The sequence below is a fragment of the Caulobacter sp. GW821-FHT12F03 genome (assembly GCF_058806855.1).
Window position 1 is genome coordinate 722,044 of sequence record NZ_JBXAQC010000001.1, and the last position, 12,912, is coordinate 734,955.

A 12,912-nucleotide genomic window follows, 5' to 3' on the forward strand; every position below is an offset into this window, starting at 1 on the left:
CTAGAGGTCCCCGAACCGGGTCGTATAGATGTGCGACAGGCGGTCTATCATTGAAGCATAGGCATAGATTTCGCCGCGTTGTGGGGCCGGCGGACGGTCCACAAGCCGGACCGGCGATCCGTCATTAGGGCAGTCGATGACAACGATCGCCAGGGCGTCGTATCCGGTGGCGCCGAGCTTCGACCGCTTGGGAAGTTGGCGAATCTTGTCCACCGCCAACGTCGCATCGCGGGGCTGTTTGTGCAGGCTCCACTCGGGGGCGGCGGCGAAGTTCTTCTTGTTCAGGTCCGGGCTCAGATAGCGCTCCGCCACGTTGACCATGGCGAAGCCGGCGGCGATCGCCTGATCAGTCGCTCCATGCACGGTCAGGTGTGACGAGTTCAGCTCGTCGTAGAGGCGGGGAAGGGCGCGTTGGTGCGCCGTCATGCAGGCCTTCGCCTCAAGGGCCATGAGAACCGCCCCCACTGGAGCGCGAACCAGCCTGGGAAGTTTGGCCAGCTCGGCGGCCTCGTCGGGAAGGAGCTCGATGTCATAGTCCCGGGCGAGTGTCTCAAGCGTCTGTTCCGGGGACGAAATGGCTCCCGATCCGGTGCAGAGCACAACGTCGAGGTTCTTCTTCCGATCATGCACGAAGTCGCGCATTTCGTGATTGATGCCGAATCGCACGGTCCCGCTCTCGACGTGGCGGCGCAGCAGCGGCGTAACGCGCAGAAGATCGAAGATGATGCCCCAACATGCGACCTTCGAATGATGATCGCTTCGCGAATGGTACTGCCAATGATTGCCGTACCGGTCGACCCTCGTCGGCTTGCTCAGGGTTCTGACAAGGATATCTGGGCCGTACATTCGAATTTCGTCTCTACCAGTGCGTGTTCAGCGAGGCGGCGACCAACAACAGCTATTCGACCGGGTAAGGCAAGCGCGGATCAATCTAGGGCGACACTTCAAGGGTTCGCCGACAGGATCAAGGGCAAGTCCCATGGTCATGATGTCCCCCCTCCTAAACCGGCAGCGCCACCGTGTTCTTCACCTCTTCCAGCACCGCATAGGTCCGCGTCTCGCGCACGCCCGGCAGGTTGACCAGCGTCTCGCCCAGGAACGCCCGGTAGGCCGCCATGTCCTCGACGCGCGCCTTGATCAGGTAGTCGAAGCCGCCGGCCACCATGTGGCATTCGAGGATCTCCGGCGTGCGCCGCACCGTCGCGGCGAACTGGTCGAAGGTTTCGCCGGTGGTGCGGTCGAGCTGGATCTCGACGAAGATCATCAGGGCGCGGTCCATCTTCTCCGGGTCGAGCAGGGCGACGAAGCCGGTGATGAAGCCGCGCTCGCGCAGGCGGCGGAAGCGGTCGTGGCAGGCGGCCGGCGACAGGCCGACGCGGGCGGCCAGGTCCTGGTTGGTGATCCGGCCGTCGCTCTGCAGCACGCGCAGGATCTTGCGGTCGAGCTCGTCCAGCATGGCGGTGATCCTTCGGCGAATGTCGCGATATCGCCGAAAGTCTACGGCGCGTGTCCGCACAAGCCAAGCACCTTCGACGCGTTCCGGGGTATGACAGAACATCCTTCGCCAACCGGTAACGCCATGTCCGACCGTCCGACCCTCACGGCCGCCCGCGCCGCCATCGCGCCCCTCTACCGCGCGCCGGAGCCAGAGCGGCTGGCCGCCCTGGTCCCCGCCGCGACCCTCACAACCACCGAACGATCGTCGGTCGAGGCCCGCGCCCGGGTCATGCTGGCCGACCTGCGCAAGGCCGGCTCCGAAGGCTGGGTCGAGCGCTTCCTGCAGGAATACAGTCTGACCACCGACGAGGGCGTGGCCCTGCTGTCGCTGGCCGAGGCCTATCTGCGGGTGCCCGACGTGCTGACCGCCGCCGAGCTGGTGCGCGACAAGCTGGGCCGGGCCGACTGGTCGGCGCACGCGGGGCAGTCGGGCTCAGTATTAGTAAACTCGGCCACCCTCGGTCTCATCCTCGCCCGCGGGCTGATGAACGATGAGGCCGGGGCGCTGACGCGGCTGGTCGGCCGGCTGGGCGAGCCCGCCATCCTCAAGGCCGTGGCCGCGGCGATGCAGATGATGGGCGAGGCCTTCGTGCTCGGCCGGACCATCCAGGAGGCGCTGAAGCGCGCCGATCGCGGCGGCTCGGCCGCGTTCCGGCACAGCTTCGACATGCTGGGCGAGGCGGCCCGCACCATGGCCGACGCCGACCGCTACCTGGCCGCCTATTTCGACGCCATCGAGGCGGTCGGGGCGGCCTGCGGCTTCGAGGGCGAGATGCACGCCCGCGACAGCGTCTCGGTCAAGCTGTCGGCCATCCACCCGCGCTACGAGACGGGCCAGGACGGGTCCTGCGTGCCCGAACTGGTCGCCCGCACGGTCGCCCTGGCCGAGGCGGCGCTGGAGGCCGGCATCGGCCTGACCATCGACGCCGAGGAGGCCGAGCGGCTGGAGATGAGCCTCGACATCATCGAGGCGGTCGCCCGCGCGCCGTCGCTGGCCGGCTGGGACGGTCTCGGCATGGCGGTGCAGGCCTACCAGCGCCGCGCCCCGGCGGTCATCGCCTGGGCCGACGCGCTCGGCCGCGAGACCGGCCGGCGGCTGACCGTGCGGCTGGTCAAGGGCGCCTACTGGGACAGCGAGATCAAGCGCGGCCAGGAGCGGGGGCTGCCGGACTATCCGGTGTTCACCCGCAAGGCGGCGACCGACGTCTCCTACCTCGCCTGCGCCCGGGCGATGCTCGACGCGCCGGGCATCTACCCGGCCTTCGCCACCCACAACGCCCTGACCGTGGCGACCATCCTCGGCTGGGCCGGGACGCGGCGGGACTTCGAGTTCCAGCGCCTGCACGGCATGGGCGGCGGCCTCTACGAGCGGCTGATGCGCGACGAGGGCGTCGCCGCGCGGGTCTACGCCCCGGTCGGCGGCTACCGCGACCTGCTGGCCTACCTCGTGCGCCGCCTGCTGGAGAACGGGGCCAACACAAGCTTCGTGCACCAGATCGCCGACGAGAGCATTTCCGACGAGGAGCTGCTCGCCGACCCCGTTTCCATTGTTCAGGCCGCCGGCCTGCAACCCCACAGCCGGATCGCCAATCCCATGGACCTCTACGCCCCCGAACGCCGCAACAGCGCCGGCCTCGACCTGACCGACCGCGCCGTGCTCGACGCCCTCGTGGCCGGCATGGGCGAGACCTGGGCCGTCCCGCAGACCGCCGCCCCGATGATCGGCGGCCAGGCCGTGACGGGCGCGGGCCGACCGGTGACCGATCCCGCCGACACGGGCCGCGTCGTCGGGACCGTGGTCGAGGCTTCGCCGGCCGACGTGGCCCGCGCCATCGACCGCGCGGTCGCCGCCCAGGGCGCCTGGGCCGCCACGCCCGTCGCCGACCGCGCCGCCTGCCTCGACCGCATGGCCGACCTGATGGAGCGCGACCACGTCCGGCTGATGGCCCTGGCGGTGCGCGAGGCCGGCAAGACCATCCCCGACGCCCTGGGCGAGGTGCGCGAGGCGGTCGACTTCTGCCGCTACTACGCCGCCCGGGCTCGCGAGACCTTCCTGCCCGTGGCGCTGCCGGGCCCGACCGGCGAGAAGAACGAGCTGACCCTCAGCGGTCGGGGCGTGTTCGCCTGCGTCAGCCCGTGGAACTTCCCGCTGGCCATCTTCCTTGGCCAGGTCACGGCCGCGCTGGTCGCCGGCAACGCCGTGGTCGCCAAGCCCGCGCCGCAGACGCCGCTGATCGCCCATGCGGCGGTGAAGCTGCTGCTGGAAGCCGGCGTGCCGGCCGACGTCATCGCCCTGGTCCCCGGCGGCCCCGAGGTCGGCCAGGCCCTGACCGCCGACCCGCGCGTGATGGGCGTCTGCTTCACCGGCTCGACAGCGACGGCCCGGCGCATCGCCCGCACCCTGCTGGAGGACGAGCGTCGCCCGCTCGTGCCGCTGATCGCCGAGACCGGCGGCCTCAACGCGATGATCGTCGACTCCACGGCCCTGCCCGAACAGGTGGTCGCCGACGTCATCGTCTCGGCCTTCCAGAGCGCCGGCCAGCGCTGCTCGGCGCTGCGCCTGCTCTGCGTCCAGGAGGACGTGGCCGACAAGGTGCTGGAGATGCTGAAAGGGGCCATGGGCCTGCTGACGCTCGGCGACCCCGGCCGGCCGGACACCGACATCGGCCCGGTGATCGACGCCCAGGCGCGCGACGGCCTGCTGGCCTGGATCGAGGCCCAGCGGCCGCATGTGATCCACCAGCTGCCGCTGCCGCCCGCCACGGTGGGCGGGACCTTCGTGCCGCCGACCGTGATCCGGCTGGACCGCGTCGAGGACCTGACCCGCGAGGTGTTCGGCCCGGTGCTGCATGTGGTGACCTGGAAGGCCGGCGGCCTGGACGACCTGCTGGCCCGCATCAACGCCTCGGGCTACGGCCTGACCATGGGCCTGCACAGCCGCATCGGCGAAACGGCCGACCGCGTCCGCGCGGCGGCGAAGGTCGGCAACCTGTATGTGAACCGCTCGATGATCGGCGCGGTGGTCGGCGTCCAGCCGTTCGGCGGCGAGGGCCTCTCCGGCACCGGCCCCAAGGCGGGCGGCCCGCACTACCTGGCCCGCTTCGCCGTGGAGCGCACCGTCTCCACCGACACCACCTCGGCCGGCGGCAACGCGACCCTGCTGAGCCTGGAGGACTAGGGGACATGTACCGCAGGTACGTGTCCCCCAATGGAGGGGGCGCGGGTTTAGGGGACACGTACCTTCGGTACATGTCCCCGGCACGAAAACGCCCCCGGAGATTGCTCTCCGGGGGCGTCGTCACAGCGGGTCCCCGGGGGAAAGACCTACTGGAACATGCCGATCAGCACCGAGGCGATGACGCCCGAGGCGATCGCGGTCAGGACGACGTCGTTGTCGACCCGGCTGTACTGGTAGCCGCGCGGGGGCGGGGGCAGACGGTAGTAGCGGTAGTCCACGGCGTAGGCCCGGCCGCGGTACTGCGACGGCAGACGGTCGCCGCGGCGCCACTGGCGCTGCTGGTAGCCGTAGGGCTGGTGGTAGCGGCCGGCGTTGTAGCGACGGTCGGCGCGGCGCTCGTAGCGGCTGTCGTAACGGTCGTCGCGATGGTCGTAGCCGCGGGTGTCGCGGCGGTCATCGCGGCGCTCGTCCCGGCGTTCGTCGCGTCGGTCGTCCCGACGCTCGTCGCGGCGATCGTGGTCGTAGCCGCCCTGGCTCTGGTAGGAGCCGTCGCGGTTCTGGTAGCCGCCGTACGACTGGGCGCTGGCGGCGCCGGCCGAGGCCAGGACCGACAGGGCGATCGCGGCGGTCAGGATCTTCTTCATGGCAGTCTCCTTGACGGCGGGGCCTTGGGAGGATCCGGCGGCGGCCGTTGTTGAGACGCGTTATGGGGCAGGGCGCTTGAGCCCAGTCTGAACGGCGCTGGTCATCTCCCGTTCATCGCCGGGGACCCGGCCGGACGCCGGCCTGCCGATCGTGGGAATCTGCCGCGCGTCGCCGACGGATCAGGCCGCGCGCCGGCGCCGGGCCGGGGCCGCGGCCTCGAGCAGGTCGCCGATGCCGTCGGCCGTCAGTGGGCGGCTGAACAGGTAGCCCTGGATGTCGCTGCAGCCCGCGGCGTTCAGGCAGTCGCGCTGCGCCTTGGTCTCGACGCCCTCGGCGATGACCCCGAGGTTCAGCGCCCGCGCCAGCTTGATGATCGCGGTGACCACCTCGTCGGCGTCGGGATCGACGCCCAGGTTGGTGATGAACGAGCGGTCGATCTTGATCTTGTCGATCGGATAGCGCTGCAGGTAGCTGAGGCTGGAATAGCCGGTGCCGAAGTCGTCCAGCGCCAGGCTGAAGCCTAGGTCGCGCAACTGGTGCAGGGTGTCGTGGGTGCCGGGGTCGTCGCCGACCAGCACGCCCTCGGTGATCTCCAGCTCGAACCGGCGCGCGTCGACGCCGGTCTCGCGCGCCAGCCGCGCGACATCCTGGACGAAGCCGGGCGCGCGAAGCTGCATGGCCGAAACATTGACGCCGACCTTCAGGCCGGACCAGCGAGCGCTGTCCTCGAAGGCCCGGCGCAGGGTGAACAGGCCCAGGGCGCCGATCAGGCCGCACTCCTCGGCGACCGGCACGAAGAAGGCGGGGGAGACCTCGCCGCGGACGGGATGGCTCCAGCGGACCAGCGCCTCGACGCCGGTGATCACCCCGCGGCGGTTCACCTGCGGCTGGTAGGCCATGCCCAGGTCGCCCCGCTCGAGGGCCTCGCGCAGGTCGGCCTCCATCGCCCGGCGGCTCTTCACCGCCGCGTCCATCTCGATCTCGAAGAAGCTGAACCGGTTGCGTCCGTCCTCGGCGGCGCGATTGAGGGCCAGGTCGGCCTGGCGCACGGCCTCGCCCGGGTCCATCTCGCCGTCGCGGACCAGGGCGATGCCGACGGCGGCGCTGACGAACACACGGCCGAACGACAGGCTGAACGGCTCGGCCATCACCTCGATCAGCCGGGCGGCCAGGTTGGCGGCCTGGCCGGCGTGATCGGCGGCGTGGACGATGGCGAACTGGTCGGTCGAGAAGCGCGCGAACACGTCGGTCGAGCGGCACTGGGCGGCGAGGCGGCGCGCGGCCAGCTGGATCAACTCGTCGCCAGCCTGGTGGCCGTGCAGGTCGTTGACCTCGCGAAACTTGTCCAGGCTGATGCAGTGGATCGCCACGAGGGCGTCGGGCGCGCGCCGCAGGCGATCCAGCGCCCCGTCGAGCTTCTCGAGGAAGCGCGTCCGGTTCGGCAGGCCGGTCAGGGGGTCGAAATAGGCTAGGTGGGTCGCGCGCGCCTCGCTGGCGATCAGCCCCTGGGCCATTCGCGTCCCGCGCCGCAACAGGAACAGCGCGGCCAGGCTGAGCAGGCAGACGATGGCCACGGCGGGAATGCCGACCTTGTTCAGCATCGCGGCCCCCGGCGTCTGGGGCTTCCAGTCCAGCGTCGCCAGATATTCGCCGGTCGTCGACACCAGCGGGACGTGCGCCTCGTCGGGCTCGGCCCGCGAATCGAGCGGGTGCAGGTGCAGGTCGCGCAGCAGGAACCGCTTGCCGAACATGGCGATGAACGAGTCCTCCAGCGGCACGCCGGTGATCACGATCGGCGCCCGGGGGCCGGTCAGGACCGCGTGGCCGAAGTCGGGCTGCACCAGGGTCGCGGTGAGAATGAAGACCTGCCCGTCGATCAGGGCGAAGCTGCTCGCCTGGACAGGCTCCAGGGCGCCGCCCCGGGCGCGGCCGGCCGGCAGGAGGCGGTTGCGGTCCGCCTCCGTCTGGCGAACGCCGGCGACGAGGGGAGACACCGAACGGGCAAAGGCGGCGAAGCGGTCGAGCGGAGCGACCTCGCCGCGGCGGGCGGCGAACTCGGGGCGGTTGGCCGCGTCCAGCACGAAGGCCACGTCGATGCCGCCGGTCTGGTGCAGATACTGGCCGATGTTCTCGCCGGCCCAGGCCGCGTCGAACCGGTTGCCGAGGTGCACGACCGCCTCATCCCAGACAACCTGCGGCACGGCCCGCCGGGCCACCTCTCCGGTGACGCCGTCCAGCCCGTTGTCGACGATAGCCTGCTCGCGCGCGCGGGCCACGGTGTCGAAGTGGCGGGTCAGGCTGAGCAGGCCGCTGACCAGCAGCACGATGCTGAGGGTCGCCAGCCCGGCGATCGGCCAGAAGAAGTCGGCCTTGAGAATCTTTCGGTGCATCGTCGAACGGGTCCGCGGTCGTTTGATCGCAAGACCTGGATATCCGACACGCCCTAACAGTTATGAAACAGGACGGACGATTTCGTGGTTAAGAGGGTGTTGCCGACAGTATAGCGGCCTTTCTACTCGCAGGAGTATTTACCCGGATTGCGACGGGTTGTGCCCGATTTGAGTAGAGGGCTGCCTGTCCTTGCGATCAGCGCGTCGTGAAGCCGCGGCCCGGTGTCATCGGGCGGCCCATCGGCCAGGGACTGGGGGCGGGCGCCTCGGCGCCGGCCAGCGCCTCGAACGCCGCCACGATGTCCTCGTCGCCGATCAGGTCGGGGGTCTGGAAGCGGGTGAACACCAGCCCGGTGATCAGGGCGTCGATCACCCGGGCGAACCGCTCGGCGGGCATGGGCAGCGACCCTGCCGGGGCTATCTTGAGGAAGCCGGCGGCCATGGCGCGATAGGTCTCGGCGTTCCGCTCGGTCATCCGCGCGCGCATGTGCGGGTGGGTCAGGATGTACAGCTGGAAGGCCGCCGCACCGGCCGCCATCGGGGCGCGGGCGCGGGAGGCGGTCGCCACGGCCTCGCCGAGGATGCGCAGCTGCGTCTTCAGCGGCGCGCCGGGGCGGAAGTCGGCCTCGATCGGCGTCCACTGACTGTCCATCACGGCGAGGAACAGGTCTTCGCGACTCTTGAAGTTGCCGTAGAACGAGCCGCGCGAGAGACCGGCCCGGCTGCAGACCGCCTCGATCGAGGTGCGGTCGAAGCCCCGCTCGGCGATCACCGACGCGGCGGCCTCGACGAGGGTCGCCCGGGTCCTCTGTCGCTTGTCGCCCTTGGGAATGCCTTTGCGGCTGACCGGAGTTCGCGTCATGCGCGATACCTACGGCGCCAGATTAAATGCGACAATGGATTAAATGCGGCGCCGGGCCGACGCGAAGCGGCCCCGGTCCTCGCGGACCGGGGCCGAGCGGCCTGGAAGCCGGGTATCAGTAGTCGCGGCGCAGATCGGGGGCGCGAACGCCGCCCATGTCGGCGGGGCGACCGTCGTCATCGGTGGCCGGCTCCGCGCCGGTGTGGCCGGCGAACGACCGGTCCTCGCCATAGAGGGACCGCTCGCGGGCGGCTTCGGACGGGCTGTACGGCGCGGCGTCCTGGTTGAACGCCTGCCAGCCGGCCTGACGATAGGCCTGGCCGCGCGAGGCCGCGTCGACGCCGCGGCGCGACTGCAGCAGGGCTTCGATGCGAGGGGCGACGGCGTCGTCGGCCTTCACGCTGACCAGCGAGCCGCCGCGACGCACGCCTTCGGCGTAGACGTGGGCTTCCTCGTCCGTATGGCCGGCGTCCTTGAGGGCGCCGAGCAGTCCGCCCGTCGCGCCGCCGGCGACCGCGCCGATCGCGGCGCCCACGGCGGTGGAGGCGAGCCAGCCGGCCGCGACCACGGGGCCGAGGCCCGGGATGGCCAGCATGCCGAGGCCGGCCAGCAGGCCCGCGCCGGCGCCGAGCATGCCGCCGGTGGCGGCGCCCTTGCCGGCGCCTTCGGCCGTGTCGTTCTCGCCGTCGCCGTCGCCATCGGCGCGGTCATGCCAGTTGTCGGTGTTGCTCGCGATCAGGCTGATGCGATCCTCGTCGATGCCGGCGGCCTTCAGGTCGCGAACGGCGGCGAGGGCTTCGGTGTGGCTGTCGAACAGTCGGGTAACGGTCTTCGTCATGATATAAACTCCGTGAATACTGATGCGGGCGAACTATTGCGGGTTTACGGCGCCCTTGTAGTCCACCGAGACGGTCGTCTCGACGCCGTCCTTCATGCCCTTGCCGGTCCAGATGCCTTGTTCGTTCTGGGTCAGCGGCCCGACAGCGGTGTAACCGGCCTTCTCGATCGCGCCGCGAGCCTGGGCTTCGGTGAACGAGTTGGCGCCGGCGGTCTGGGTGGTTTCACCGGTGGTCGGGGTGGCGTCGACGGCGGCGTTGACCGGCGCTTCCGCGGTCGAGACGGCCGGGCCGTCGGTGTGATCGGCGTCGGGTTTGCCGCAGGCGACGAGGAGGGCCGTCGCCGCGCTGATGGCTACGACAGCAGTAAATTTGTTCATGATTGCTCTCCGTGATGTGGGAATTAAAGACGCAGGAAGCGTCTTTAGTTCCACTCAACAGAAAGGGTTTCGCGAACGACTTTATAGACCGCCACCGAAGCTGTGACGGAACCGGTCCGCCGGCGTCGCCGGTTCCGGTTGAGGGTGGATCTGATGGTCGGCGTCAGTTCGCCGTCATGCCGCCGTCGACCACCACCTCGGAGCCGGTCATGAAGGCCGCCCCGTCGGACGCGAGGAAGACGATGGCGTTGGCGATGTCGATGTCGCGACCCAGCCGGCCCAGCGGGTGGCTCTGGGCGAACCGCTCCATCATGCTGTTGGAGCCCTCGCCGGTCCGCGCGGCGATCGCCGCGGCCGCCCCGGCCATCATCGGCGTGTCGATGATCCCGGGATGCACCGAGTTGACGCGGATCTTGAGGCCGCCCCGGGCGCATTCCAGCGCCGCCGCCTTGGTCATCAGCCGCACCGCGCCCTTGGACGCGTTGTACGCGAGGCCACCGGCCTGGCCGACCAGCCCCGCCACTGACGACAGGTTGATGATCGCGCCGCCGCCGTCCCACTGCTGCGCCCGTTCGGCGATGGCCGGGATGGCGTGCTTGAGGCCGAGGAATACGCCCTCGACATTGACCTGCTGCATGCGGCGGAAGTCCTCGAGCGCCGTGTCGACGATCGGCTTCATCCAGAAGATCCCGGCGTTGTTCACCAGGATGTCCAGGCCCCCGAAGGTCTCGCGGGCGAAGGCCACGGCGGCGACCCGGTCGGCCTCGACGGTCACGTCATGCTTCACATAGGCCCCGCGGACGGCCCCGGCCGTGTCCGCCCCGTCATTGACGTCGCTGACGACCACCTTCGCCCCGGCCGCCGCCAGCGCCTTCGCCGTCGCCGCGCCGATGCCGCGCGCCCCGCCGGTGACCAGCGCCACCCGTCCGTCGAGATCCTGCATGCTGTCCTCCCCGTCTTGTTGAGTCCGCCTATAGCCGTATTCTTCGCCGGTCGCGCGGCGGTGACGCCGACCCCGCGGGGAGGGGATGGGATGATCGATCCGAACGGGATAGCCCATATCCAGCTGTCGGTGCGGGACGTCGCGCGCAGCCGGCCGTTCTATCATCGCCTGCTGCATGAGACGTTCGGCATGACGATCCAGTACGACGTGCCCGGACAGGTGTTCTACTGCATCGGCGGGCGCACCGGGATCGTCATCCGGCCGGTCGCGCCGGAGCATGCCGACACCGCCTTCGACCAGTGGCGCGTCGGGCTGCACCACTTCTGCTTCCGCCTGCGGAGCGAGGCCGATATCGACACCCTGCACGACGTGCTGCTGGACATGAAGGCGGTCATCGTCCGCGCGCCGGAGAAGGGGCCCTGGGCGCCGGGCTATTATTCAGTGCTGTTCGAGGATCCCGACGGCATCCGCATCGAGGCGGTGTTCATCCCGGGCGCGGGCAATCTGGCGGTGATCGGCGATGGCCCCCTGACGCCGCCCCCGCCGGCCTGACCGCGACGTCCCTCTGTGAAACCCGGCCTTTGGAAAACCGGGCGGTTCCGGGCTAGAAGGCCCGGGTGAACCAACACCCCGCCCACCGCCTCTCCGTCGCGCCGATGATGGACTGGACCGACCGCAACTGCCGGGCGTTCCATCGCGCGCTGACGCGCCGGACCCTGCTCTATACGGAGATGGTCACCACCGGCGCGGTGCTGCACGGCGATCGCGACCGGCTGCTGGGCTACGACCCGGTCGAGCATCCGGTGGCGCTGCAGCTGGGCGGGTCCGATCCGGTTGATCTGGCGGCCTCGGCCCGCATCGGCGAGGACCTCGGCTACGACGAGATCAATCTCAATGTCGGCTGCCCGTCCGACCGGGTGCAGAGCGGCCGCTTCGGCGCCTGCCTGATGCGCGAGCCGGAGCTGGTGGCCGACTGCATGGCGGCGATGAAGGCTGCGGTGTCCGTGCCGGTGACCGTAAAGTGCCGCATCGGCGTCGATGAACAGGACCCGGAGGAGGCCCTGTTCCGCCTCGTCGACCTGTCGGTGCAGGCCGGGGTGGAGACCTTCGTGGTCCATGCCCGCAAGGCCTGGCTCAAGGGGCTGTCGCCGAAAGAGAACCGCGACATCCCGCCGCTCGACTATCCGCTGGTCTACCGCCTCAAGCAGGCGCGGCCGGACCTGACCATCGTCATCAACGGCGGGATCGGCTCGCTGGACGAGGCCGTGGCGCATCTGGAGCACGTCGACGGGGTGATGCTCGGCCGCGCGGCCTATCACGAGCCGGGCATCCTCGGCGCGGCGGACGCGCGGATCTTCGGCGAGGGCGGGGCGGTCGATCCGTTCGAGGCCGTTGAACGCTACCGGCCCTACATCGCCGCGCGGCTGGCCCGGGGCTATCCCCTGGCCGGCATGACGCGGCACATGCTGGGCCTGTTCCACGGCATGCCTGGGGCCCGGGCCTGGCGCCGCATCCTGACGGTCGAGGGCTCGAAAGCCGGGGCGGGCCTCGGGGCCGTCGACGCGGCGCTGGCGGCGGTGCGCGAGGCGATCGAGCGGAAAGCCGCCTAGGGGACATGTACCGAAGGTACGTGTCCCCGCCTACGGCTTGAGGATCAGCGCGGTCTGGGTGGCCTCGAACGAGCTCAGGCGGCCGAGATAGCTCATGCCGAGCAGGGAGGCGTTCAGGCCTTTCTCGATGACCAGGGCGTCGACGTTCTCGACGCGGGCGCCGGCGATCGAGATGGCGGCCAGCCTGACCGAGGCGGCGCGGGTCTTTCCGTCGGCGGTGATCACGTCATAGGCATAGTCCAGCCGGCCGGTGTCGATGCCCAGCCGCCGGGCGTCCTCCAGCGTCAGGGACACGGCCGTGGCGCCGGTGTCGACGAGGAACCGCACGGCCTTGCCGTCGACCTTCGCCTCGGCCCAGTAGTGGCCGTCGGCGGACTTGCGGATCGAGGCGGGTTGTCCGGCCGGGGCGGCGGCGACGGAGGTCTGCACGGCCTGGTCGGCGCGGGCGGCGGCGCTGAACTGCGCGGGATCCATGCTGACGACGGCGCGCGCGGCGCCGACCGCGGACAGCGCGCCGATCGCGGCGATCGCGACGAACCTGATCATCAAACACACCCCGCCATAATGGCTC

The 12,912-nt window shown here is 70.3% G+C and carries 12 protein-coding genes; 3 read left to right on the forward strand and 9 right to left on the reverse strand.

The genetic code is table 11. The annotated features are described in order from the left end of the window. Complete coding sequence (locus AC1RN0_RS03515) at positions 1–846, reverse strand: hypothetical protein (RefSeq protein ID WP_492786042.1); 846 nt, start codon at positions 844–846, stop codon at positions 1–3. A 154-nt stretch (positions 847–1,000) separates the two neighbouring features. Continuing rightward, positions 1,001–1,456, reverse strand: coding sequence for an Lrp/AsnC ligand binding domain-containing protein (locus AC1RN0_RS03520; protein WP_492786043.1), 456 nt, complete (start codon positions 1,454–1,456; stop codon positions 1,001–1,003). Positions 1,457–1,579: 123 nt separating this feature from the next. On the opposite strand from AC1RN0_RS03520, the gene putA reads away from it, so the two are divergent. Next, positions 1,580–4,675, forward strand: coding sequence for a bifunctional proline dehydrogenase/L-glutamate gamma-semialdehyde dehydrogenase PutA (gene putA, locus AC1RN0_RS03525; RefSeq protein WP_492786044.1), 3,096 nt, complete (start codon positions 1,580–1,582; stop codon positions 4,673–4,675). Between the two features lie 146 nt (positions 4,676–4,821). Here putA and AC1RN0_RS03530 read toward each other — a convergent pair whose 3' ends face one another. The 6 genes from AC1RN0_RS03530 to AC1RN0_RS03555 all read right to left on the reverse strand — a co-directional run bounded on the left by AC1RN0_RS03530 (position 4,822) and on the right by AC1RN0_RS03555 (position 10,731). After that, positions 4,822–5,319 carry an RcnB family protein gene (locus AC1RN0_RS03530; protein ID WP_492786045.1) on the reverse strand — a complete coding sequence of 166 codons (498 nt, stop codon included), beginning with the start codon at positions 5,317–5,319 and terminating at the stop codon, positions 4,822–4,824. Positions 5,320–5,499: 180 nt separating this feature from the next. Beyond that, the gene (locus AC1RN0_RS03535; RefSeq protein ID WP_492786046.1) at positions 5,500–7,710 is read right to left on the reverse strand and encodes a putative bifunctional diguanylate cyclase/phosphodiesterase; all 2,211 of its coding nucleotides are present in this window, start codon (positions 7,708–7,710) and stop codon (positions 5,500–5,502) included. A gap of 196 nt (positions 7,711–7,906) precedes the next feature. Then, the gene (locus tag AC1RN0_RS03540; RefSeq protein ID WP_492786047.1) at positions 7,907–8,572 is read right to left on the reverse strand and encodes a TetR/AcrR family transcriptional regulator; all 666 of its coding nucleotides are present in this window, start codon (positions 8,570–8,572) and stop codon (positions 7,907–7,909) included. Between the two features lie 115 nt (positions 8,573–8,687). Further along, positions 8,688–9,410 carry a general stress protein gene (locus AC1RN0_RS03545; RefSeq protein WP_492786048.1) on the reverse strand — a complete coding sequence of 241 codons (723 nt, stop codon included), beginning with the start codon at positions 9,408–9,410 and terminating at the stop codon, positions 8,688–8,690. 33 nt (positions 9,411–9,443) lie between these two features. Then, the gene (locus AC1RN0_RS03550) at positions 9,444–9,788 is read right to left on the reverse strand and encodes a hypothetical protein (RefSeq protein ID WP_492786049.1); all 345 of its coding nucleotides are present in this window, start codon (positions 9,786–9,788) and stop codon (positions 9,444–9,446) included. 163 nt (positions 9,789–9,951) lie between these two features. Continuing rightward, on the reverse strand, positions 9,952–10,731 hold the full coding sequence (locus tag AC1RN0_RS03555; RefSeq protein ID WP_492786050.1) for a glucose 1-dehydrogenase: 780 nt from the start codon (positions 10,729–10,731) through the stop codon (positions 9,952–9,954). Between the two features lie 90 nt (positions 10,732–10,821). On the opposite strand from AC1RN0_RS03555, the gene AC1RN0_RS03560 reads away from it, so the two are divergent. Continuing rightward, positions 10,822–11,283, forward strand: coding sequence for a VOC family protein (locus AC1RN0_RS03560; RefSeq protein ID WP_492786051.1), 462 nt, complete (start codon positions 10,822–10,824; stop codon positions 11,281–11,283). 65 nt (positions 11,284–11,348) lie between these two features. Further along, the gene (dusA, locus tag AC1RN0_RS03565) at positions 11,349–12,341 is read left to right on the forward strand and encodes a tRNA dihydrouridine(20/20a) synthase DusA (RefSeq protein WP_492786052.1); all 993 of its coding nucleotides are present in this window, start codon (positions 11,349–11,351) and stop codon (positions 12,339–12,341) included. Between the two features lie 30 nt (positions 12,342–12,371). Here dusA and AC1RN0_RS03570 read toward each other — a convergent pair whose 3' ends face one another. Further along, entirely contained in the window at positions 12,372–12,887 is a 516-nt protein-coding gene (locus tag AC1RN0_RS03570; protein ID WP_492786053.1) for a TIGR02281 family clan AA aspartic protease, read from the reverse strand. Positions 12,888–12,912: the final 25 nt, after the last annotated feature.